Here is a 20,967-nt window from a genome sequence, read left to right on the forward strand (position 1 = left end):
GGGCGGGGCCCTTAGATTTCGTGAAGGGGGGAGGCTTCGCATAGACTGGAACGACGGGAGAAACCAGATGTTCCATCATGTGTTGAATTTCAGCAGCCGTTTCTTCGTCCTCCTGCTCGCGGCCTCGCCCCTGTTCTTCTTTCAAAACTGCGCGCAGAACTTCGATCTCGCGTCGGTCGGCGACGTGAACTCGCTGGGCGATCAGTTCATGCAGCCGTCGTCGTTCGTGCTCGATCGCGGCACCGGGTATTCATCGCGTTTGCTGCTGCCGGTGCACCTGACCTCGCCCGACGCGCGCGAAGTCTTGATCACGCAGAGTCGGGATTGTCAGCCCGCCGCCGGGGAAGGCTGGCAGCCGATGGCGGCGACTCAAGTGTATCCGCTTCCGCAGCGTGACCGGGCGTACCGTCTGTACGTGAAATTCCGCACGCTGCCGCTCGATCTGGGAAAAGCCGTTTCGCTCGAAACGAGCTGCGTAGGTGCGGACATCGTCCATGATGGAAAGCCGCCGGTGGTGAGTGTCTTGAGTCCCCAACCGGCGGCGACCGCGGGGACCGCCGTTCCGGTCGACATCGACGCGCGCGACAACCACGAGCTTGAGCGTTTGCAGTGCACGCTCTTCAACGCCGGGCTGCTCGCGGGCAAAGTGATCGACTGCGCGGCGAAGTTCACGCTCGCGTCGCTGGCTCTCGGCGAGAATCGACTGGAAGTTTTGGCCATCGACCGCGCGGGCAACGAAAGCACGGTCGAGACCTACAAGGTCTTCGTCGATCAGGTGAAACCGACCGTGGCGATACTGACTCCGGCGAGCGGCGCCTCGCTCGCCACGCCGAGCGTGAATTTCACCTTCACGGTCGACGATAACTATCTGCCGGGGTCGGCGCAGCGCGAGTGCCGGGTGGATTCGGGCGCGAGCGTCGTGCAGAACTGGGTCCGCTGTTCGAGCGCGGGCCAGCACACTTCGCCCGCCCTGACGAACGGCAACTATCGTTTCAGCGTGCGCGCGATCGACACGGTCGGCAACGTGTCCGAAACCGCTTATCGCGACTTCACGGTGAACGCGGTCGCCGGCGCCTTCGTCGTCGCGGGTCTAAAAGATAAGGGCGGCGGGGATACGACCGTCGATGAGTGGCTCGCGGGCGACCGCAAGCCGCAGGTCGTTTGGGGCGCTTCCGCCGGCGCCGTTCGTTATGAGGTTTCGATTCACGACGCCGGGGGCGGAACGGTCTGCGCGGTTCAGAACGTGAGCTCGCCCGCGCTCAATTTCGCTTTCGATTGCGAGCTGACGGATGGGAACGTCTACGGCGCGAAGGTCGTCGCGTACTCGGCGACGGGGCAGCCCACGCCGGCGCCGCTTTTCACGTTCACGGTCGACGTGACGGGGACGCCCGCTTCGCTCGCGAGCTTCAGTCTGTCGCACGCGAAGGTCGAGCTGCGCGCGCAGGCGGATGGACCGGTGACCGAGTTCCAATGTCTTCATCGCTTCACCCCCGAGAACGGCGCGCCTTACAATCTGGGCACGACGGACTGTCGCGGGACGGTCCTGTTCCAGGGCGGGGATCACCGCGCCGGTCGCCACGAGATTCGGGTCGTGACGAAGGATCCGGCGGGGAACTCGCGCACGACGCTCGTGAAGTCCTATACGGTTCACGCCACGGACTGCGCCAAGATTCCGGGCGCGCTCACGTCTTGCCCGCTCGTGCACGACCGCTTCAACCGTGAGTTCACCGGGCCCGAGTTGACCGGAACGCACGATCTGGTGCCGTGGCTGAAACATCTGGATACCGCACTCGGCTCGAGCGTCGATTACGGCGGTATCTTCCGCGCCGCTCAGTTCGGTGCGTGGCCCGCGGCGAGCTCCGCCGAGGGCTTGATCCTGGCGGGCGTCGCCGGGAAAGACATCCTGCTGATCACGAAGCCTTACGATCTGTCGGGTTATGCGCGTCGGGTTGTGAAGTTCGATTACGCGACCTTGAGTTTAGGCGCGGGTGAAGACGTGCGCGTGGAGTACTGCGCGGGCACGGCGCAGGAGTGCGGCGTCTACGGCGCGGGCGATGGCGCCGCGCTCACGGACGGCGCGCGCTGGAAAAATCTCGCGACGCTCGCGAAAAGCGCGGATCCGAATCTCACCGGCGTCGGGGTAGGGGCGGAACAATGGCTGGTGGCCGAGCACGAACTCCCCGCGGTCGGTGGCGAAACCTACGTGCGTTTGCGCTACCAGTTTTCCGAGGGCTTCGCGGCGAATCGCCAAACGCTGCTCGACGGCGTGATGATCGACAATTTCAAAATTCTCGTCGACCGGTGATCCCGGCGACGAGTTTCTTCGAGCGGCGCAAACTTTCCGGCGTGAGCTCGGCCAGATAACAAACCACCGGGACCAGGAAAAGACCCGCGATCACGTCGGCGGCATAGTGCTGCTTGATGAAGACGGTCGCGAGCGCCACGCCCACGGCCATCAGGTAGAACGCGACGCCGAAGGCGCGGTAGCGCGGGATCCGGTGGTAGGACGCCGCGATCAGAAAGCTGTGCAGAACATGCAGACTGGGAAAGCAGTTCGCGGGCGGATCGATTTTGTAGATCATCGCGATGATCCAAGGGGCGAGACCCGGAAGCTCTTCCACGTTCGCGAGACGTAACGGATGGGTCGGGAACGCGATGAAGACGAGCGCCGAAATCGCCGAGGCCCAGGCGACGCGTTTCCACAAAACGCGCAGCTCGTCGGCTCGGGGGACCAGGACAAGCGGAACGCCGAGGAGCACGTAGTAGAAAAGGTAGGGCCACGCGAAGGCGGCTTGAAAGGGGATCAGCGCATCGATCCACGTCTGCACGTCGACGTAACGTTCTTCCGGAGTGAGCAGGAAGTTGCCGAAGCCCACGGCGCCGTAAAGCACCGAGATCCCGGCGACCACGCTGATGTGTTGTAAGCGCATCCGAAGATTTTAACTAATCGGCCTCGAGGTACGCAAGCAGCAAGCGTTTGACCTCGGTCTTCACTTTGTCCTTGGAGACGCGCGGTTGCGTGGCGCCCGGAGCCGCGAGCCCCAGAAAAGTTCCGCGCAGGGCCTGGACCATGACGAAGATCGCGGCATCGAGATCACGTTTCACGAGGTTCGGTTTTTTCAGCAGGAGGAGCGCCTTCACGAACGGCGCGAGTGTGGATTCGAAACTTTCGAATTTCCGCATGGCGTTTTCCTCATCGTTGGAACGGAAAAGCAGCGGCAGCAAAAAAATCTCGAGGGGCGCGTCGCGGGGATCGGGCGCATCGAAGACGGCATCCACCACGTCGTGCACGATGCGTTCGATGGGTTGAACGACGACGCCCAGATCCAGAACCGCGCGCACGCGACCGCGCCGCGCTTCGACCAGATCGTTCAGCAGTTCGGCGAAGATCTCTTCTTTGTGTTCGTAGTACTGGTAGAGCGTTCCGATGCTGATTCCCGCTTTTTCGGCGATGCGGTTCGTGGTCGCGCGGTCGATGCCTTCCTCGAGGAGGACCTGAGCCGTCGCCTGCTTGATGAGCGCGAGGGTCTCTTTCCCTTTGGTGGTGGAAGCTTGTCGTTTCAAGCACTTACCTGCTTTCCGCGGGCCCGGTGGGCACCGCATCCAGGACCTGAGCCCCGCACGAGTCGGAGATCTGAGGAAAAGCTCATATCATGAGTCCATGGAACTTCTCTACTCGATTCTGTTCTTCACTTTCGCTCTCGGTCTTTTCCATGTCGTTCGTTACCTGGTGCTGGCGGGGGGTGCGTACCGGCTGTTCTGGATTCGTCTGCGGCCGTGGACTGAGCGGCGACGTCTGCAGCCGGGGAAGGGCGAGGCGGCGTTCCCGCGCGCGCAGCTTTGGCGTGAGTTCCGAAATTCGGTGGGGACGTCAATCCTGTTCGGCATCATCTTCGCGCCCATGCTTTCGCCCGCGACGCGCGACTTCACCCGCGTTTATACGGACGTGGGGGACTACGGCGTGCCCTACTTGATTTTCAGTTTCGTATTCCTGGTCCTCGTCAACGACACCTACTTTTACTGGATGCACCGGCTGATCCATCACCCGAAGCTTTTTCGCCGCATCCACGCGGTTCATCACGAGTCGCGCTCACCGAATCCGATGACCGCTTACAGCTTCAGTTTGGCCGAGGGCGTGCTCGAGTTCATTTGGGTGTGGCCGATCGTTCTGCTGATGCCCGTTCACGAGCTGACGCTCGCGGCGTTCGGGGTTTTCGCGCTGATTTTGAATATCGTGGGTCATTTGGGATTTGAGATCTATCCGGAGTGGACGAAGGACCACGCGGTTTTGAAATGGCTGAATCGTCCGACCTATCACGATGAACACCATCGACTGTCGCGCGGGAACTACGGTCTGTACTTCACGTTCTGGGATCGTTGGATGGGGACGTTGAGGGAGAGGGTGCGGCCGACTGTGGGTGAGCCGGCCGTCGGTTGAAGACCTAGTACTTCGACAGATCCGTGCAGTTGAGCGCGTAGCCGCGTTCGCTGTCGGCGAGGTGGAAGAACTTGTCAGCTTTGCCGATGGCATATGCGCCGGTGGGTTTTTCGCCCATTTCGGTGATCGACAAAACCATATAGCCCTCGGGCACATCGACGCCGCCGATGCTGAAGATCTTCGCGCTTTTCAAAAAACGCTGCACTTGTTTGGGGTTCGCCAAACGCTGCGCTTCCGCCACCATCTCGTCTTGCGTGAGGGCGCGTCCATCGGCCAAGACGTAGATGTTCACTTGCGAGCCTTTGACCGGGTTCACGGGCGCGGTCCAAAGGGTTTGATCGAAGGCGCCTTGGACTTGCGGATTCTCTTTCTGGATGTGGCAGCGGAGTTCGGCTTGAGCTTGGAGTCCGAGAAGCGCGGTCAGGGCCAGAGTCAGGATTTGTGCTTTCATCTTCAGTTCCTTTCGTGGGCGTTTCGGCCCGGTTGTTTTGATGAATGTAATTTGCGCGATGCGTCGCAAATCCGATAGATCAGGTTTGCAAAAAGTAACTCAAATAAATAACCAAAAAGTAAACATACACAAATATTGGAATTAACGTAGATTTTCGGCATGAAGAGAATTCCGGAAGGCCGAAATCACCTTGAGGAACGCAGACTTCCTTTCTATTCCGGCCCTTCTAATAAGGAGAAGCCATGAACTTCAAAACCCTGATCCCGAGCCTTTTCATCAGTCTTTTCATCGCGGGACCCGCGTGGGCCTTCGAACCCCAAGACGTCTGTTCGGCGGTGGGCTGCACTCCCGAAATGAAGGCGATCGCCGACAGCTTCGTTTCCACGCAGCCGGTGCAAATCACCGAAGGTCGCGTTTACAGCGGTGTTTGTTATTACATCTCGGGTTCGACCAAACCTGAATATGCGCATGCGGGCCTCGCGGTCTTCACCCCGAACGCCGAGCAGACCGAATATCGCGGCCTGTTCTCGTTCTACGGAAAGCCCAGCGACTACGCCGCGCTCGATTACGAGGCGGCTCTGAAGCGCGTCTCCAGCACGAGCGGCAACGTGAATGTGCTTCAAAATCTGCCGAAGTATTCGGGCTACCAGCGCGTGAACGGCTCGGCGAATCTGAACTACTGGTTCGGCATGAACGCGGATCAAAGCCGCATGTCGTTGCTTTCGGTTTGGATCTTCGATGGTGGCTTGGGCCAAGTCGCTTTCTGTGATATGCAAAAGCACTAATGCGGAAGAAGAAAAAACCGTCCCCGCGCGTGCCCCGTCAGGAGCGCGCGCAAACGACCTATACCAGCATCCTCGAGGCCACCGAACGTATTCTGCGTACGGAGGGGCTGGGGAAACTCAGCACGAACCGCATCGCCAAGATCGCGGGCGTGAGCATCGGTTCGGTTTACCAGTATTTCCCGGATAAAAAAGCGATCCTCAAATTGGCGGGCGAAAGTTACGGCGAAAAGTATCGCGCCCGTTTCCGCGCGCACGTCGAAGCCGCCAAAGCCACGAATCTGAAGGCCGCCCTGCGCGCGCTTCTGGACGGCGTCGTGCACGCCCATCGCTTTGATCCGCGCACGCACGCGGCCATCGCCGAAATCCGCGCGGGACAGCCGCCCGTGAAAGATCGCGGACCTTATTACGACTACTTCGCGACGACGCTCGCCGCGCACCGAAGCGAGATCCGTCGCCGCGATCCCGAAATCTACGTGCACGCCGTTTTCCAGACGCTCGATGCGCTGGCCCACGTGATCACCGAACGTCGCGTGCCCGGCGGTGACGAAAAGAAATACGCCGACGAGATCGTGCGTATGGTGCATGCTTACCTGACCGTTAAAATGTGAGCGGTCGCTCACTTCAATTGGCTTGCGATACGGAGCGCGGGATTCGGACCTGAATCCACCGGTTTAAAGGTGTTGCACGCCAAATGAAAGCTGAGTCCCGTTCCCGCCCGGACGGCGTTACACTCGCGCGCACGCGGGGACTGGAGTCTTCGCTCAAGCGTCGCTTCGGCCGGATCGAGGCGCGGCTCAGCTATACGCGCAGCCAGGGTGAAAACGTGACCGATGGCACTCCGCTGACGGCGGTGCCGCGGGACGTGGCGAACGTGGGCGTCGACTATCGTTTCAATGATCGAGTCTCGTCTTACGTGAGCGCGCTGCATACGGGTGTGCAAGTCGTGGACGACGCCGGAACAAAACTTGATCTTGACCCCTACACGGTTGTAAATGCGGGCGGTACTTACGTCCTTCCGCGCGCCTGGATGGAGAATTCCAAAGTCGGTTTCGGCGTGCAAAATTTGGCGAACTTGGGACTCGACAACCGCTACGGTTACGGCGAGCTCGGTCGCCGCTATTATCTGCGCTTGCAAGTGGAAACTCGATGACCCCGATTCCGATGGACCGACATGAGCTAGACCGCCGCCGCCTCCAAATCATTTTGATCCTGGGGGTGCTCAGCGCGTTGGGTCCGTTGTCGATCGATATGTACCTGCCGGCGTTCGCGGCCATCGGCGCCGACTTCGGCGTCGCCGTCGATCGGGTGGAGCTTTCGCTGGCGTCGTATTTTTTGGGCCTGTCCCTGGGGCAGATCTTTTACGGCACGTTGACCGATCGTTACGGTCGCAAGAAACCGCTTTACGCGGGACTCGCCATTTACGTGATCGCGGCGGCGGGCTGCGCACTCGCGCGCTCCATCGACCAACTGATCGTGCTGCGTTTTCTGCAAGCGCTGGGGGCTTGCGCGGGCGCGGTGATTTCACGCGCCGTCGTGCGTGACCTGTTCGGGCATCGCGAATCCGCCCGCATTTTTTCGGCGCTGCTTTTGGTCATGGGGATCGCGCCCATCGTCGCTCCGCTCGCCGGGGGATTTCTGGTGAAGTACGCGGCCTGGCCCGTGATCTTCTGGATCTGCGCGGGATTCGCGGCTTTGACCTTGATCGCGCTCGGGATGTTTTTGCCGGAAAGTAAAGCCGCGGATCCCTCGGTTGAATTCAGCAGAGCTTTTCACGTTTACGCGGGCATCTTCCGTGACCGGGAGTTTTTGCGCAACGCCTTGGCCGGCGGTTTCGCGCAGGCCGCGATGTTCGCTTACATCACGGCGTCGCCCAACGTGTTCATCAACGTCTTCGGCGTTGCCGAACAAAACTTCGGCTGGCTGTTCGGTGCGAACGCGGCGGGACTGATTTTGTGCGCGCAAATCAACTCGCGACTGACTCGCAGTTTCCGTCCCGACCAGATCCTGCGGGTGAGCATTTCCATGATCGCGGTGCTCGGGGTGGTGTTGGTGGCGGTGAGCCTCTGGGGTGGCGGCCTTTGGTTGACGTGGGCGCCGCTCTTTTTGTTCATTTCGACTTTGGGCGTGACCTTCCCGAATTCGACCGCCGACGCGTTGGCCAGCCAAGGTGTGCGTGCGGGGTCGGCCTCGGCGCTCATCGGAACGATTCAGTTCGTACTTGCGGCGATGGCGTCCGGAATGGTCAGCGCATTTCACGAGGCGAGCGCGTTTCCGATGGCGGTCACGATGGCGACTTGCGGGATGGCTTCGGCCCTGATTTACTTTGGGCTGGAGAAAAAGACATGGCCCGAGGCACCCACCGCAACCTCGTTATCTTAACCGGCGCCGGCATCTCGGCCGAGTCCGGGATCCGCACCTTCCGCGACGCCGACGGCTTGTGGGAAGATCACCGCATTGAAGACGTCGCGACGCCCGAAGCCTTCGCGCGCGACCCGGTGCTCGTGCAACGGTTCTACAATTTACGTCGGGCGCAGCTTCTGGAAAAGTCCTTGGCCCCGAACGCGGGGCACTTGGCGCTCGCGCGTTTGGAAGAAGAGTGGGACGGCGACTTTCTGCTCGTCACCCAAAACGTCGACAATCTGCACGAACGCGCGGGCAGCCGTCGCCTGCTCCACATGCACGGAGAGCTGCAAAAGGTGCTTTGCCTGTCGTGCGAAGGCCGCTCGTCGTGGACCATGGACTTGAACGCCGAGATTCCGTGTCCGCGTTGCCAAACCTCGGGGCAGCTGCGCCCCGATATCGTGTGGTTCGGCGAGATGCCCTACCACATGGACGTGATCCAAGAGTCGCTCGAAAGCTGCGGGCTCTTCCTGGCGATCGGGACGTCGGGGCAAGTTTATCCGGCGGCGGGTTTCGTCCGCTGGGCGGGCCGCGCGCACAAGATCGAGTTGAATCCGCTTTCGACGCCGGTCTCGGATGACTTCGACGAGCACGTGCGGGGGCCCGCAAGCGTGACCGTGCCGGCGCTCGTCGAAAAACTTCTGGCTAGCGTTTAGCGGTCGGGGGCACGCGGGTGCCGCGTTGACTGAGCAGACGGCGCACGAGTCCGTCATCGTCCTCGTCCCACAAATCACCCGTGATCTCTTCGAAGATGTCCTCGATGGTCACCAGGCCCTTCAGCTCGCCGTTCGCCATGACGATCGCCATGTGACGACGTTTTTCCTGCAGTTGGCGGAGCGTGGGCAGGATCGCGGCGTCGGTCGAAACCGTGACGGCCGGGCGGATCAGCGTTTGCCAGTCGCGACTTCCGGAAGAGGCGAACGCCAGAAACTCTTTCGAGTTCAGCGTGCCTTCGAGTTCGTTGTTGTGAATGACGGGCAGGCGCGTGTGTCCGCTTTGGATCACGCGATTCAAAACCGATTCGAAATCCGCGCGGTGATCGACGTAGCCGACCTGCGCCCAGGGGAGCATGATGTCGCCGATGCGACGGGTTTCGATGTTCGCCAGATTCACGATGTACTGCTGGTGGAACTTCGGGATGCCTTCCAGATCGACGTGTGGCGAGGCCTCGGCGTCTTTTTGTTTCGGCAGGATCTTCAGCAGAAGCTTCGTCGAAATCTCGAGCAAGGTGACGACGGGGGAAAGCAGCTTTTCGCCGAGTTCCAGCCAGAAAAAGCCGAAGGACAAGACGCGCATGGGGTAACGAAGCGCGATCGTTTTCGGAACGAGTTCGCCGACCACGACGCTGAAGTAGGTCAGCGGCAGGACGATCGCGGCGATCGCCAGCCCCTCCGACATTCTTTCGGAAAGACCGAACTGCGCTTCGAAATAGGGGGCGAGAGTTTCCTCGGCGCCGGCTCCGCCGACCGCGGCCGAGATCGCGCCGACGAGCGTGATGCCGATTTGGATCGTCGAGAGCGCGCGCTCGGGATTGTCTTTCAGCAGCAGGATGCGACCGGCTTGCTGGCTTCCTTTTTTGGCGAGGGAGCGGAGTTCGGGCTTACGGACGGTGACCAACGCCATTTCAAGGGAGGCCAGCACCGCGTTTAGCCCCAGGCAGATCAGAATGATGAACAATGGACCCATAAAGGTGGATCCAGCATGCCTTGACGGCCGTCGGTTTGGCAAATGCCTACCTGAGCACCGTGTTCAACGCGCTCGGTAGAGGCATTGACTCCATTAAAAATCCACAATTTTAGGGATGGAAGTAGGCCGAGATCAGGAAGCTACTGGTCGCGTACGAAGGATAGTAGTGCGCGCCGACGGAAGGGTAGAAGAAGAGCCACGACTTCGGATATTTCCACGTCAAACTTGCGCCGAAGCCCACCGTGAGCGGATCGGTCTGCATCGAGGCGATCCGTTCGGCGGACGCTTTACCGGGCGACAGCGAAAGCCCGAACGTCGAATACCAATGGGGCGCGAAGCGGTACTGCACGTCCGCGTAGTGCGAGATCGGCGAAAGCTGCTCGTGTTCGAAATCCGAGTTCTCGAGCGCCCCGTAGTTGTGATTCATCTGCGCGAGGTACGAGAACGCCCACTCATCATTCAAGAAATAGTTCCCGATGACCGACAGCCCGTTCTGGTGAAAGCGCAGGGGCAGAAAGCCGGATAGCGAGAACGTCAAATGCGAGTAGCCGAGGGCGAACGCCCACGGCTCGGAGTTGTAGAAGCCGACCTTCGCCGAAAAGTTGAAGGAGTTGTCGAGCGTGTACAGGAAGGGATTCGTGCCGACCTGGATGCCGTCGAACACACCGACGTTGACCGAGTTGAGCAGAAAGAGGCCCTCGATGGAATCCGTGCCGGCGATGCGGGAGTACGAGAACTGCCAAGGACGCAAGGTCCGTGCGGATTCGGTGCCGTGGGCGTGGAACAGGTCCCCGCGGTCCAGACGACGCTCGATCGTTTCGCTGGCCACCGTCGTGCGCAGTGAAAAGTCCGATTCGTAGGTTCGCACCGGTGTCGACGTCTCGTAACTGCGAACGGGCGTGGAGGACGGAATCGAGTCGTACGCCGCGACGACCGGTGCGGGGCGCGGGCGTTTCGTATTTTTCGAGAGACGGCGGGGAGCCGGCTTCGCGGACGCGCGCACGAGCGCATCGAGGCGCGAGGCTTCGCGGGCATGTTTGCGGGAGCGGCGTACGCTCGGTTTCTGGTGAAGGTGATGCAGATCGGATTCAACGTGGGCGCCGCCGACGGCGACACGGTCGTTCGTATGGGTGCCGCCGAACTCGTCGGGCACTTCGATGCGATGGGCGTCGCGGGTCAGCCGCGTCGGCGTCTTATAAGTGCGGGCGTGGTGGGGCGCGACTTCATAACGTTTCGCGCGCGCGGCCTTCGATTTCTTCGAGGGCGCCTCTTTCCGCAGACGGACGTTCTGCGCGAAAGCGAGATCGCCCAGCAAAAGAAACAGCGGCAAAAGAAGAAGAATCACTTTTCTCAAAAGCGGTACCCCACGTTCAGGCCGACCGAAGGGGTGATCTGTCCGGTATAAAGAAGAAGGGCCTGGCCGCGGAAAAGAAATCCGCCGCGTTGGGCGAATTCGTAACCGCCGCCGAAGTTCGGGATCGGCAAGGTCGCCGAGACCAGATCCATTCCGCGCACCAGAAGGTTCGCCTCTTGACCGCCGGCTTCGGCTTTCATCGAGATATCCTCGGAACGGCCTTGAATCGAAAGGATGGTGACGCCGCCCGTGACGAAGGCGCGGTGAACGGGCTGAGTGGTCACGTAGTAATTCGCGAAGAGCGGCAGCGTGATGACGTCGGCGGTGACGCCCATCGCGCCGATGCTTTGGTACGAAAAACCGGCGCCGAACGCGAACTCGCGCCGGGGGCTGTACTCGGTATTCAATGAATAGTAGCCGCCGCGTCCGAAAAGCTCCGCGTGCAGGGCCCAGTGGCGTTCGGGGGCGGGTTTGGGTTTCGGGCTTGTCAGCAGCTGGGTTTGGGGCGTCCGCAAAGAGTTGACCTGACGTTTATGGGCCTTCGCGCGCAAGGGGCGGGCGTGCAGCTCGGGCGTCAACATCAGGGCGACGAGGCAAAGCGAGAGGGCCAGCTGGAAGTGCCGAAAGAACGTCATGATCACGGCTATTGAAAACCCGGTGCCTACGGGGGGCCGCTGGGTTCATTCTGAGCGGGAAGGGACGTGGGGGCGACGGAAACCGGCGCCGACCGTCAAGCCCGCACGCAGGTGTCAGGGGCCGCGCGGAAATTGTCCGTCGGGAGGGCGACGTTTCATTCCGGGACGTGGGGAGCGCGGTCGTTGTCGGCGCGGGGTCCGGGGCTTGCTGTTCCCTTCCTTCGAGGAGACTTCGCCATGAAATATCTGAACTGGGCCTTGATCGTTTCTTTGCTGCCCGTCGTGTTGATTTCGGCCGCCTACGCGGGAACGTCGGAACGCTCCGCGGAGTCGTTGCGGAGACTGCGCGTTTGGGCCTGCGAAACCGGGATCGCGAAAGCGGATCTCGAGCGGGCGCTGAAGATCCCCGGTCAAAAACGTCTCTACTTCGTGGACCTCGGCCAGCATGGCCAGATGAAGCGTCTTTTCTTTTATGAAATCGGCACCGGTCGGATTTCCCAAGCCACGTCGCGTCCTCGCGGGGCGGCCTTCGTGACTTTCGATTCGCTGGAGGCTCCGCAAAATCCCGTGTGTGAACCCGCACAGGGCGATCACCGGACCGACGAGTCCTTCGAACGCACGGAACGTCTGCCGATGGATTCGGACCTTTCGCAGATCGAAATCCATTCCGGTGAAGATCAGGGCGGCCTTCAGTAATTTCCACCGTACAAAATACCGACACTGGAAAGTGACGAGCTTTGTCCGTTAAAACCACCGGGTTCAAACCAATTGGTGAGGGAGAATCCGGTGAAGTCCGTTTTGCTCGTGCTTTTGATATTGTCCGCGACCGTGGCCGAGGCCCGTCGCGGTTTCGAGGGTGTCTGCCGTCATTTTGAAAACCGTGACTCGAACCGTTCGTGCTTCATGGAGTACGACGGACAAGAGCGCGCGTTCTGCCAAGTCTGCACCGAGAACAAATCTTGTTTCATGGCGTTCGACGGCAAGACCCGCGCATTCTGCGAAGCCTACAAAGAGAACAAATCCTGCTTCATGGCCTTCGACGGTGAAGACCGCGGCTGGTGCGAGGTCCTGAAGGAAGACAAATCGTGCTTCATGGCACTCGACGGAAAAGCCCGTCAGGCCTGCGAGCGGGGCTTCATCCCGCGCGAACACCGGTTCTGGCTCCGCTAAGCTCTACGCCTCTGGTTGAGCTTGAGCCGCAGGTGAACGTCGAACTTTTCGACGAAGCGACCCCCTTCGGGAAATTTCGATCTCCCGTGGGGGTTTTTGCGTTTTCATCGGCGTCTATAACCGACCTCGCTGGCACCGGAATTGGAAGACGTCCATGCCTGGAGGTCCGCGTGTTCGTCTCGCTGCGCCGACATTTGAGCTCCGTGCTGCGCCCCTTGCTGGGCGCCGGTCTCGTGTGGATCGCGGCGTCCTCCGCCCACGGCGTGCAGGAGCATCCCTTCCGCGAGCCCGTGCAGGTCTTCCATACGCCCTACGGCATGCCCATCATGGTCCGCACGGGCGGCCCGACTTACGATGAGTATCTGAAAACCTCGCGCGAGGAACTGAAGTCCCACGGCTACCAAGAGTGGCGTTGGGAAGGTCAGAAGTCGAAGTGCACGACGTGCCCGATCTTCATTCTACCGAAAGAGCGTGAGATCGAGACCGCGAAGGTCTACGCCTTCATCCGCGCGCTCGAGACCAAACGGGATGACCTGCTTCGTCTGTACGGCTCGGATCCGCAGGAGTACAATCTGCTCGCGCAGATGGCGGTGGGGATCTTGGGCCGCGAGTCCGAGTTCTTCCAAAGCCCCCGTTACCGCGTGAAGGAAAACGCGCAGTGGGCGATTTACCTCATCAAAGTCGTGCAGATCTACCTGGAAGGCTCCGATCGTGATCCCGAGTTGAACAGCCGCGGCCCGACGCAGATCAAGATCGTCCCGGAAAAAATCGCCGCGACCTTCGGGGTGAAGCACGAGGATCTTTACATTCCCGAAAACGCCGCGCTCGCGACCATGGGGTATTTGATCGAAGCGCTCGCCGAGCTCAAACGCCGCGTGACGCTGAATCACCTGACGTTCGTGACGCCGGATTCTTACGCGGACTATCTGCCGTACATCTACTTCGGTTCGAAACGTCAGCTCCTGAACGGCACCGCGACCCCGGACCGGAACATCTACATCCGCGATATGCGCAAATACATGACGTGGATCGAGATCTACGAAGGCCCGGCGCGCTCGGTGCCTTTGCACTAGCATTAACGAACCAAGCAAGACGGATTCGTCGTCGCCACGTTCTGCAGCGTCCAGATGAAGTCGGCCTGCGTCCCGCCGTTGTTGAACCACGTTTGCCAGATCGATTCCTTTTCGGCCGTCCAGCAGCCCGGCAGATAGAGGTCGAACTGCGTCCGGATGAAACTCGCGGGAGCGGAAGGCGGCGGGGTCGGCGCCACGGGGGCACTGGCATTGCCTTGGGCGATCATGCCGCCGCTGGTGTCGATGCGATTGCCCGATTCGATGATCGAGCCCGCCGCGCCGTCATTAAAGATCGCGACCCGTTGTTCCGCGCCGATGGCCGGGAACTGGTTGCCGGTCAGGGTCATGGTCCCGCCGCCGATGTTGTGGATGCCCGAACGGTTGCGGTCGTCGCGGCCGCGGTGGCCGTTATTTGCGAAGGTCGACGCGCTGATCAGCACGTTCTGCGCGGCGCTCAGAACACCCGGGCCGCTGGAATTGACCACCATCAGATTCGACATGTTCACGGTGTTCACGCCCGCGGCGAGGTAGATGCCGGGGGTGTCGTTCGCGATCGTGTTGAAGTCCAGACCGCTGAAGCCCGACATCTCGATGAACGTATTCGAGATCGCGTGCAGGCTGCCGCCGTGGATCGCGATCTCCGCGCCCCCGCCCGCGTATCCGTCGTTCCCGAAGAACGAATTCGTCATGCGCAGGCTTTCCACTTTGTGGCCGTTCGCGGTCGCCAAGACGACGCCGCCACGTTTGTTGTGGAAGGTGTAGATCCCGTCCCAGTTTCCGACCGACATCTGACCGCTGTCGGGGCTGGCGTAGATGGCGAAGCCGTCGTTGCGGGTGAAAAGCAGATCGCGCATGTAGTACTGGGTGGGGCCGGGGTGCTGGAGGTTCGTGAAGACGAGCCCGTGGCGCGCGCACTCGTTCACGCTGATGTCGCGGATTTGGGAATAGGCCGTCACGCCCAGGTAAAGTCCGTCGAACTGTTTTTCGATCCAGAGCGCTTCGATGACGCCGTTGTTGTTCGACTTTCCGGTGCGCACGCCGTTGTCGCCGACGGCGAGGTCGCCGTGCGTGCGGATCAGCGAAAGATTCGCGACGCGGTAGTAGTCGACGAAGTCGCCGATCTGAACCTGCGGTCCCGGGGCGCTCATCTTCAGGATCGTCCCGAAGGCCGTCGCGCCGACGAGGGCCACGCGGTTTCCTTGCAACGTGAGGGTCGCGGACTGTTCATACTCGCCGGCGCCAAGGAAGAGGCTCACGCCGTCCGTGATCGTCACCGCTTCGTCCAAACGTCCCGCTTCCGCGCAGATGGCTTTCGCACCGGCTTTGAGGGCGGCGTTGATCGCCTGCGCGGTGCTGCCGTTGACGGGAAGGGCCGGGGTGCAGCCCGCGGGGGCCTGCGCCGAGGCTTGGCTCAGATTGTTTTGCAGAGGGGCCGCCATGGCTTGCAGACGGGCGGGGGCGGATTCGAGTGCGCGGCTGAAGTTCGTGCCTTGGGCAAGGCGCGTGGCGTTTTCTAAACGGAGGTCTTCCCGCAGATCGAAGCCGGGAGCGCAGGCCGCTTGCAGCAGCGCGATCAAGATGAGTCCGGTGAGTTTGGTTTTCATGTTTCCCCCTTGAAACCAGTTTGCGCTTTTCCGTGAAGACCGCGTCTGACATCGCCCGCAAATGGCGTGTCGGTTCGAGACACTTTCCTAAAATGCCCGAATCACCACCGGCAGACGTTTGGATTTCATGAGGTTTGAGAAGACTTCGTCTCGAATCAACTCGACCTTTGGCAAATGCCGAAAAGTCAGACAAGAGGTAGCCATGCGCAGGTCATCACTTCAAGGCGTGCGAATTCTGGTGGTCGACGACGAAGAAATGCTTCGCGAGGTGGTCGTTGAACTTTTGCAGCAAAAAGGCTGCGTGGTCAGCGAGGCTCCAAGCGGCAACAAGGCTTTCGAAAAACTGAAGGCCGAAGACTTCGATGTTCTTTTGACCGATGTGCGGATGCCCGATGGCGACGGACTCCGTCTGATCCAGCGTTTGTGCGATGAGCTGCCCCACCGCCGCCCGCAAATCCTGGTCTGCTCGGGATTCAGCGACGTCACCACCGAGATGGTCCGCGATCTGCGGATCGCGCGTATCCTGCAGAAGCCCTTCACCATGACCGAGCTCGTCGATATCTTGATGAAGCTGATTTAGTCGGCCGGAGTTTAACGGCCGCGCGGCGTCCGGTCGTCGCGCATGACGACGGGCTGACCGATCGACACACGCGCGTAAAGATCCTCGATATCCTCGTTCAACATCCGAATGCAGCCGTAAGAGGCGAACGAGCCGATGCTCGAGCGCATGGCCGACGCGGTTCCGTGAAGGACTTCGCATGGATCACGATCGTGCCGGGAGCGTAACGATAAGCCTCCGCGTAACGCGTGAAGGTGGGCTTCGCCTGGGCCGCTTGGGCGAAGCCCAGAACGAAGGCGAGCGGGAGCGCGAACATGGCGAACGCCCAGAAGAGGACGCGGGCCGGAGATGTCGGAGACATGGACGAGTCTGTGTTTTTCACAAAGAAAACTCCTTCAAAGCCAAGAGATTCGCGCAGTTCGCGTGTTCGGAGCAAAAGAGCAAAGGGCGGGCCGAGAGAGGGATTGCCTGTTTTTCGGGCGGAATATCCCTCGTGGGGCGCTCGTCTTGATCTTCCCCTGAGGAAGTCCCGGGACCGGGCCGCCAGAGCGGATTTTAATCCCTTTGACAGACGCTTCATGAGCCCTCTAAATGATCGGCACATCTTGTCCAAGAGAAGGCTTCACTCACGAATAACGACCCGTGGGAATTGAACTTTCAGGAAGACAGGGTTGGGGAATTTGCCCCGTTCGTTCACCACGGACACTGGACCCGGATTCACAAAACGGTGTGGTCAATACACCCGAATCCACCAACAAGTTCAGAGTCCTCAAGGAGGTTCTTTTTGTATATGAGTCGTCAACTCTCAAAAGCTCAGCAGGAAAAAGCAAAGGTTTTGGCCTTGCTGGATCAGGCTGACTCCGATGTCGCCCAAAATCCTGGAATTGAAACTAAATCGTCGCTCAAAAACGACTTCGAAACGCTGTTCAGCGAGTCGATGAAAGAGCAAGATTTTAAAGCGGGTGATATCGTCACCGGCACCGTCGTCGAAGTTCAAACCGACTACGTGCTCGTCGACATCAATTACAAATCCGAAGGCCTTGTGCCGATCAACGAATTCCGCATCGTCGATGGCGTCCGTGCCGTAAACCCGGGCGACAAAGTCGAAGTTCTCATCGATCGGATCGAGAACGAAAACGGAATGATCGGTCTGTCGAAGAACAAAGCCGACATGATGAAAGCTTGGAACGACATTTCCAAAGCGGCCGAGAACGAAGAAGTCATCGAAGGAACCGTCATCGCCAAAGTCAAAGGCGGTCTGTCGGTCGATATCGGTGTCACGGCGTTTTTGCCCGGTTCGCAGATCGATCTGCGTCCCGTTCGCAACATGGACCAGTTCATCGGCAAGAAGTACAAATTCAAAGTCATCAAGTTCAACAAGAAGCGCGGAAACATCGTTCTCTCGCGTCGCGCGTTGCTTGAGGAAGAGCGCGAGTCGCTCCGCACCCAGACTCTGGATCAAATCAAAGAAGGATCGCAAGTCACGGGCGTCGTGAAGAACATCACCGATTACGGTGCGTTCATCGACCTCGGCGGCATGGACGGTCTTCTCCACATCACCGATATGTCGTGGGGCCGCGTGAAGCACCCTTCGGAAATCATCAATGTGGGCGACGAAATCCAAGTGAAGGTCCTGAAGTTCGACAACGAAAAAGAGCGCGTCTCTTTGGGCTTGAAGCAACTGCAGCCTGATCCGTGGGAAACCGTGAAACAAGCTTTCCCCGTCGGCGCGAAGCTGAAGGGCAAAGTCGTTTCGTTGGCGGAATACGGCGCATTCGTCGAACTGGCTGAAGGCGTTGAAGGCCTGATCCACGTTTCGGAAATGAGCTGGACGAAGCGCGTGAAGCATCCCTCGCAGATCCTGAACGTCGGCGACGAAGTGGACGTCCAAGTTTTGGAAGTCGACACCGAGAACCGCCGTATCTCGTTGGGTATGAAACAACTGATGGCGAATCCCTGGATCGAGATCAAAGAATCGTACCAGCCCGGAACGATCATCGAAGGCGAGATCAAATCGATCACGGACTTCGGGATCTTCGTTGGCGTGGAAGACGGTATCGACGGTCTGGTTCACATCTCGGATTTCTCGTGGACCAAGCGTGTTAACCATCCCTCGGAAATGTTCACCAAAGGTCAACAGGTCCGTGCGGTGGTCTTGGGCGTGGATATCGAGCAAGAGCGTTTCTCGCTCGGCTTGAAACAGCTCGAGAACGATCCCTGGTCGAACATCGAATCGAAATACGGCGTCGGCACACAGCATGAAGTGAAGGTCACTAAGATCGCGGACTTCGGTGTGTTCGTTGAGCTGGAAAGCGATATCGAAGGTCTGATCCACGTTTCGGAACTTTCGACGGACCGTGTGAACGCTCCTTCGGAATTCTGCAAAGCGGGCGATGTCCTGAAAGCGGAAGTCATCTCGATCGACAAAGACGCTCGTAAGATCGGTCTGTCGTCGAAGCTGGTGAAGCTCCGTGAGCAAAAAGGCGATGTCGAGGACTACGCGAAGAAGGCGACTTCTTCGGCGAAGACCAGCTTCGGTGATCTGTTCGCAGATCAGCTGAAGGGCGCGACTTCGACTAAAAAAGAAGAATAATCTCTAGCGATAGAGTGATCTTGGAAAACGGCGACCGGAAACGGCCGCCGTTTTTTTTTGGCGTGGGACGGATGTCGCGCTAACCTGAATCTGCAGGAGGCCCTGATGACCCCTCTGAAAGTGAATCCCCGCGATGTTGAAGTCCGTTTTCTGACGATGGCGGATGTGCCCGCGCTCTGCGATTATTTCTTCCGGTCGCCGCCCGGGTTCATCGAGTCCATCGGTCTTAAGAAAGACGCCTTCGGTGACGAGGCGAGCTTCGTGGGTCTGTACGAGAAGGGACTGGCGGATCTCGCCGCGAAAGGTCTGCCGCCGAAATCCTATACGGTCTTTTACCAAGGCGAGCGGATCGGAATGCATTCGAGCACGCACTACGTTCCCGGCGAATCGATCTGCATGCACGCGCACTTCTTCAAACCCACGGACCGCGCGCGCGGGATCGGGACGGTCTCGGGCGTGAAGGCGGCCGAACGTTTTCTACTGGATCATCAGGTGAAGCGGGTGCTGTTCAAGATTCCCGTGCAGAACGCGGGGCCGCTGGGCGTGATCCGCAAACTCGGCTTGCCGTCACAGGGGATCGAAGTTTTGGATTGGCCGCAGCTCGTGCGTCCCATGGACGCCGAGGTTTTCAGCGTCGATTTGGAGCAGGTCCGCGCGGTGAAAAGCCGATTCGGTATCGAGTAGAAACTGCCCCCTTATCGTGTTGCAACTCGATCCCGTCGCGAACCTAAAAACCTTCTGATTTCGCTTGGCTGGGACACGGCCCTCCTGGCCTCGCCGCAGAATCTTACGCCATCCAGGCGCTGCGGAGGTCCCATCCAACCGAAATCAGAAGGCTTTTAGCTTCTACCGAAATGAGTTTTGCAACACGATAAGGGGGCAGTTTCTATCGAGTAACGCTTCCGATACGGAAGTCAGACGTCCGCACTCAGGGGTTGGTCGCCGCCGGGCGAACCTCGACGATCTCGTCGGCGTGACCGTTCCACTCTCCGTAGTCGTTGAGATCGCGCTCCAGGCGGAACATTCCTTTCAGAATGCGACCGTCGCGTTTCAGTAAAACGAAATAGCCCTGATCGCCGACGTAGCCCACTTCCCGGTCGGGGCCGGTGAACTTTTCGAACTTCCAGGTGAAGTACTGCAATTGACGGATGGCTTGGAAGAGCTGCTCCAGGGCCTGCACGCGGGCCTCGTAAACATTCGGCATTTTTAAGACGTGCTCGAGCGCGCGGCGGACCTGCTTCGGAGCGAGTTCGTCGCCCACGATACGTAGGGCTTCATCGAGGGTAGGGGGGCGGCGGCCTTGGATGAGGTCGGTCAGGGGTTCGTGGATGACCGCGCAACGGGCTTCGGCCCAGAGGTTCTGGGGTGCCAGCCCCGTAAAGAGGAGCACCGCGAACGTCATCGCGGGAAGGGAGCTCAGCAGGTGGGCCGCACGAAAAAACATGTCAACCTCGGCGACAGGCAGAGATTGCAAAGCCCGCCACCGTCCCGGGGCGCATCCACCCCCGGGGTTTCTGTCTAAGGCTTAGCCGAGGGACGTTTCAGGGCGTCCCGGGTGGGTAGGGCTGCTCGCGAGCACGCCGCTCTTTCGTGCTCGCGGGCGTTTTCTTTGGCTTCGGGATTGCCATGTCCTCGCCGGGACCGATGGTCGCCCGTGCCGGCGAGCCGCGGTTCTTTGGAGGTTTCCATGGCCCGTTCTCGTCAGCCCGGTGCCGGGCGGCTGATCAGCTTGCTCGCGCTTCTGATCGCGATCCCCGCCGTTTTTGTGGGGGCGCATGCGCTGGCCCAGAATTCGGGAATCGTGCGCGATTCGCAGCGCCGCCAGGCCCTCCAACGTCAAGTGGACGCCTGGGCCGAGCGCTACGCGCGAGCGGCGTTCGAACGCTCGGTCGAGAACGTCAGCGACATCGGCGTGCGGATCGTGGAGCCCACCACCGTTTTGCCGGCGGATTTGGGAGGCCCCCTTCCGGGTTCGGTGCAGCGGATTCCGGTCGAGATCTCCGCGCAAGGTTATGGCTACGACTCTTTCGGCTATCGTCACGATGGCTTCGGTCATCGCGGTTTTGCGCGTTTGATGAATTGCCGTATTCACCAGTCGCTCATGATGCGCGTCGGGCGGGACGGCCGTCCCGTTTCGCTGGTGGAAGGGCAACGGATCACGACTCCCGTCGCTTGCGCGACGGGCTACTAGAGGTCGCTTGCGCGACGGGCTACTAAAG

23 protein-coding genes are annotated in these 20,967 nt (G+C 60.0%); 14 read left to right on the forward strand and 9 right to left on the reverse strand.

Annotated elements, in window-relative coordinates; genetic code table 11:
- Positions 1 to 67 precede the first annotated feature (67 nt).
- On the forward strand, positions 68 to 2,305 hold the full coding sequence (locus tag KF767_14085) for a hypothetical protein (protein ID MBX3019012.1): 2,238 nt from the start codon (positions 68 to 70) through the stop codon (positions 2,303 to 2,305).
- On the opposite strand, the gene KF767_14090 is transcribed toward KF767_14085, so the two are convergent.
- Positions 2,283 to 2,930 (reverse strand): phosphatase PAP2 family protein, encoded by a 648-nt coding sequence (locus KF767_14090; protein MBX3019013.1) that lies wholly within the window; start codon positions 2,928 to 2,930, stop codon positions 2,283 to 2,285. The two genes, KF767_14085 and KF767_14090, sit on opposite strands and share 23 nt — an antisense overlap.
- 13 nt (positions 2,931 to 2,943) lie before the next feature.
- Positions 2,944 to 3,564 carry a TetR/AcrR family transcriptional regulator gene (locus KF767_14095; protein ID MBX3019014.1) on the reverse strand — a complete coding sequence of 207 codons (621 nt, stop codon included), beginning with the start codon at positions 3,562 to 3,564 and terminating at the stop codon, positions 2,944 to 2,946.
- Between the two features lie 97 nt (positions 3,565 to 3,661).
- Between KF767_14095 and KF767_14100 the strand changes: the two genes are divergently transcribed.
- Positions 3,662 to 4,438 carry a sterol desaturase family protein gene (locus tag KF767_14100; GenBank protein MBX3019015.1) on the forward strand — a complete coding sequence of 259 codons (777 nt, stop codon included), beginning with the start codon at positions 3,662 to 3,664 and terminating at the stop codon, positions 4,436 to 4,438.
- Positions 4,439 to 4,442: 4 nt separating this feature from the next.
- Here KF767_14100 and KF767_14105 read toward each other — a convergent pair whose 3' ends face one another.
- Entirely contained in the window at positions 4,443 to 4,889 is a 447-nt protein-coding gene (locus KF767_14105; GenBank protein ID MBX3019016.1) for a hypothetical protein, read from the reverse strand.
- Between the two features lie 242 nt (positions 4,890 to 5,131).
- On the opposite strand from KF767_14105, the gene KF767_14110 reads away from it, so the two are divergent.
- The 5 genes from KF767_14110 (at position 5,132) to KF767_14130 (ending at position 8,730) form a co-directional block, all read left to right on the forward strand.
- Positions 5,132 to 5,674 carry a hypothetical protein gene (locus tag KF767_14110; GenBank protein ID MBX3019017.1) on the forward strand — a complete coding sequence of 181 codons (543 nt, stop codon included), beginning with the start codon at positions 5,132 to 5,134 and terminating at the stop codon, positions 5,672 to 5,674.
- Entirely contained in the window at positions 5,674 to 6,282 is a 609-nt protein-coding gene (locus tag KF767_14115) for a TetR/AcrR family transcriptional regulator (GenBank protein MBX3019018.1), read from the forward strand. Before KF767_14110 ends, KF767_14115 begins: the two co-directional genes overlap by 1 nt.
- 83 nt (positions 6,283 to 6,365) lie before the next feature.
- Positions 6,366 to 6,824: a TonB-dependent receptor gene (locus KF767_14120; GenBank protein MBX3019019.1), complete on the forward strand. Its 459-nt coding sequence runs from the start codon at positions 6,366 to 6,368 to the stop codon at positions 6,822 to 6,824.
- 11 nt (positions 6,825 to 6,835) lie between these two features.
- Entirely contained in the window at positions 6,836 to 8,053 is a 1,218-nt protein-coding gene (locus tag KF767_14125) for a Bcr/CflA family multidrug efflux MFS transporter (GenBank protein ID MBX3019020.1), read from the forward strand.
- On the forward strand, positions 8,017 to 8,730 hold the full coding sequence (locus KF767_14130) for an NAD-dependent deacylase (protein MBX3019021.1): 714 nt from the start codon (positions 8,017 to 8,019) through the stop codon (positions 8,728 to 8,730). Before KF767_14125 ends, KF767_14130 begins: the two co-directional genes overlap by 37 nt.
- Here KF767_14130 and KF767_14135 read toward each other — a convergent pair.
- The 3 genes from KF767_14135 to KF767_14145 all read right to left on the reverse strand — a co-directional run bounded on the left by KF767_14135 (position 8,720) and on the right by KF767_14145 (position 11,749).
- On the reverse strand, positions 8,720 to 9,760 hold the full coding sequence (locus KF767_14135) for an HlyC/CorC family transporter (GenBank protein ID MBX3019022.1): 1,041 nt from the start codon (positions 9,758 to 9,760) through the stop codon (positions 8,720 to 8,722). The genes KF767_14130 and KF767_14135 overlap by 11 nt on opposite strands.
- A gap of 109 nt (positions 9,761 to 9,869) precedes the next feature.
- On the reverse strand, positions 9,870 to 11,114 hold the full coding sequence (locus tag KF767_14140; GenBank protein MBX3019023.1) for a hypothetical protein: 1,245 nt from the start codon (positions 11,112 to 11,114) through the stop codon (positions 9,870 to 9,872).
- Complete coding sequence (locus tag KF767_14145; GenBank protein ID MBX3019024.1) at positions 11,111 to 11,749, reverse strand: hypothetical protein; 639 nt, start codon at positions 11,747 to 11,749, stop codon at positions 11,111 to 11,113. The genes KF767_14140 and KF767_14145 overlap by 4 nt, the downstream gene beginning before the upstream one ends.
- 237 nt (positions 11,750 to 11,986) lie before the next feature.
- Between KF767_14145 and KF767_14150 the strand changes: the two genes are divergently transcribed.
- The 3 genes from KF767_14150 (at position 11,987) to KF767_14160 (ending at position 13,992) form a co-directional block, all read left to right on the forward strand.
- Positions 11,987 to 12,445, forward strand: a complete 459-nt coding sequence (locus KF767_14150) for a hypothetical protein (protein ID MBX3019025.1) — start codon at positions 11,987 to 11,989, stop codon at positions 12,443 to 12,445.
- A 90-nt stretch (positions 12,446 to 12,535) separates the two neighbouring features.
- Complete coding sequence (locus KF767_14155) at positions 12,536 to 12,919, forward strand: hypothetical protein (GenBank protein MBX3019026.1); 384 nt, start codon at positions 12,536 to 12,538, stop codon at positions 12,917 to 12,919.
- 170 nt (positions 12,920 to 13,089) lie between these two features.
- Positions 13,090 to 13,992 carry a hypothetical protein gene (locus KF767_14160; GenBank protein ID MBX3019027.1) on the forward strand — a complete coding sequence of 301 codons (903 nt, stop codon included), beginning with the start codon at positions 13,090 to 13,092 and terminating at the stop codon, positions 13,990 to 13,992.
- A gap of 2 nt (positions 13,993 to 13,994) precedes the next feature.
- Here the strand turns inward: KF767_14160 and KF767_14165 are convergent, their stop codons facing one another.
- Entirely contained in the window at positions 13,995 to 15,596 is a 1,602-nt protein-coding gene (locus tag KF767_14165) for a hypothetical protein (protein ID MBX3019028.1), read from the reverse strand.
- A gap of 202 nt (positions 15,597 to 15,798) precedes the next feature.
- Here KF767_14165 and KF767_14170 point away from each other — a divergent pair, with 202 nt between their 5' ends.
- Positions 15,799 to 16,176, forward strand: a complete 378-nt coding sequence (locus KF767_14170) for a response regulator (GenBank protein MBX3019029.1) — start codon at positions 15,799 to 15,801, stop codon at positions 16,174 to 16,176.
- A gap of 11 nt (positions 16,177 to 16,187) precedes the next feature.
- Here KF767_14170 and KF767_14175 read toward each other — a convergent pair whose 3' ends face one another.
- Positions 16,188 to 16,325 (reverse strand): L,D-transpeptidase, encoded by a 138-nt coding sequence (locus KF767_14175; protein ID MBX3019030.1) that lies wholly within the window; start codon positions 16,323 to 16,325, stop codon positions 16,188 to 16,190.
- A gap of 620 nt (positions 16,326 to 16,945) precedes the next feature.
- Here KF767_14175 and KF767_14180 point away from each other — a divergent pair.
- On the forward strand, positions 16,946 to 18,748 hold the full coding sequence (locus KF767_14180; GenBank protein MBX3019031.1) for a 30S ribosomal protein S1: 1,803 nt from the start codon (positions 16,946 to 16,948) through the stop codon (positions 18,746 to 18,748).
- 105 nt (positions 18,749 to 18,853) lie between these two features.
- Positions 18,854 to 19,432: a hypothetical protein gene (locus tag KF767_14185; GenBank protein MBX3019032.1), complete on the forward strand. Its 579-nt coding sequence runs from the start codon at positions 18,854 to 18,856 to the stop codon at positions 19,430 to 19,432.
- Between the two features lie 244 nt (positions 19,433 to 19,676).
- Here KF767_14185 and KF767_14190 read toward each other — a convergent pair whose 3' ends face one another.
- Positions 19,677 to 20,192: a hypothetical protein gene (locus tag KF767_14190; protein MBX3019033.1), complete on the reverse strand. Its 516-nt coding sequence runs from the start codon at positions 20,190 to 20,192 to the stop codon at positions 19,677 to 19,679.
- 243 nt (positions 20,193 to 20,435) lie between these two features.
- On the opposite strand from KF767_14190, the gene KF767_14195 reads away from it, so the two are divergent.
- Complete coding sequence (locus KF767_14195; GenBank protein ID MBX3019034.1) at positions 20,436 to 20,939, forward strand: hypothetical protein; 504 nt, start codon at positions 20,436 to 20,438, stop codon at positions 20,937 to 20,939.
- Positions 20,940 to 20,967 lie beyond the last annotated feature (28 nt).

Source organism: Pseudobdellovibrionaceae bacterium, from assembly GCA_019637875.1.
Lineage (GTDB): Bacteria > Bdellovibrionota > Bdellovibrionia > Bdellovibrionales > Bdellovibrionaceae > JAHBUW01.

What these genes read in the sequence shown, in the direction of transcription:
- KF767_14085 (MBX3019012.1), top strand. Translation starts at nt 68, where the DNA reads ATGTTCCATCATGTGTTGAATTTCAGCAGCCGTTTCTTCGTCCTCCTG.
- KF767_14090 (MBX3019013.1), bottom strand. Translation starts at nt 2,930, where the DNA reads ATGCGCTTACAACACATCAGCGTGGTCGCCGGGATCTCGGTGCTTTAC.
- KF767_14100 (MBX3019015.1), top strand. Translation starts at nt 3,662, where the DNA reads ATGGAACTTCTCTACTCGATTCTGTTCTTCACTTTCGCTCTCGGTCTT.
- KF767_14105 (MBX3019016.1), bottom strand. Translation starts at nt 4,889, where the DNA reads ATGAAAGCACAAATCCTGACTCTGGCCCTGACCGCGCTTCTCGGACTC.
- KF767_14110 (MBX3019017.1), top strand. Translation starts at nt 5,132, where the DNA reads ATGAACTTCAAAACCCTGATCCCGAGCCTTTTCATCAGTCTTTTCATC.
- KF767_14115 (MBX3019018.1), top strand. Translation starts at nt 5,674, where the DNA reads ATGCGGAAGAAGAAAAAACCGTCCCCGCGCGTGCCCCGTCAGGAGCGC.
- KF767_14120 (MBX3019019.1), top strand. Translation starts at nt 6,366, where the DNA reads ATGAAAGCTGAGTCCCGTTCCCGCCCGGACGGCGTTACACTCGCGCGC.
- KF767_14125 (MBX3019020.1), top strand. Translation starts at nt 6,836, where the DNA reads ATGGACCGACATGAGCTAGACCGCCGCCGCCTCCAAATCATTTTGATC.
- KF767_14130 (MBX3019021.1), top strand. Translation starts at nt 8,017, where the DNA reads ATGGCCCGAGGCACCCACCGCAACCTCGTTATCTTAACCGGCGCCGGC.
- KF767_14135 (MBX3019022.1), bottom strand. Translation starts at nt 9,760, where the DNA reads ATGGGTCCATTGTTCATCATTCTGATCTGCCTGGGGCTAAACGCGGTG.
- KF767_14145 (MBX3019024.1), bottom strand. Translation starts at nt 11,749, where the DNA reads ATGACGTTCTTTCGGCACTTCCAGCTGGCCCTCTCGCTTTGCCTCGTC.
- KF767_14150 (MBX3019025.1), top strand. Translation starts at nt 11,987, where the DNA reads ATGAAATATCTGAACTGGGCCTTGATCGTTTCTTTGCTGCCCGTCGTG.
- KF767_14165 (MBX3019028.1), bottom strand. Translation starts at nt 15,596, where the DNA reads ATGAAAACCAAACTCACCGGACTCATCTTGATCGCGCTGCTGCAAGCG.
- KF767_14170 (MBX3019029.1), top strand. Translation starts at nt 15,799, where the DNA reads ATGCGCAGGTCATCACTTCAAGGCGTGCGAATTCTGGTGGTCGACGAC.
- KF767_14175 (MBX3019030.1), bottom strand. Translation starts at nt 16,325, where the DNA reads ATGCGCTCGAGCATCGGCTCGTTCGCCTCTTACGGCTGCATTCGGATG.
- KF767_14180 (MBX3019031.1), top strand. Translation starts at nt 16,946, where the DNA reads ATGAGTCGTCAACTCTCAAAAGCTCAGCAGGAAAAAGCAAAGGTTTTG.
- KF767_14185 (MBX3019032.1), top strand. Translation starts at nt 18,854, where the DNA reads ATGACCCCTCTGAAAGTGAATCCCCGCGATGTTGAAGTCCGTTTTCTG.
- KF767_14190 (MBX3019033.1), bottom strand. Translation starts at nt 20,192, where the DNA reads ATGTTTTTTCGTGCGGCCCACCTGCTGAGCTCCCTTCCCGCGATGACG.
- KF767_14195 (MBX3019034.1), top strand. Translation starts at nt 20,436, where the DNA reads ATGGCCCGTTCTCGTCAGCCCGGTGCCGGGCGGCTGATCAGCTTGCTC.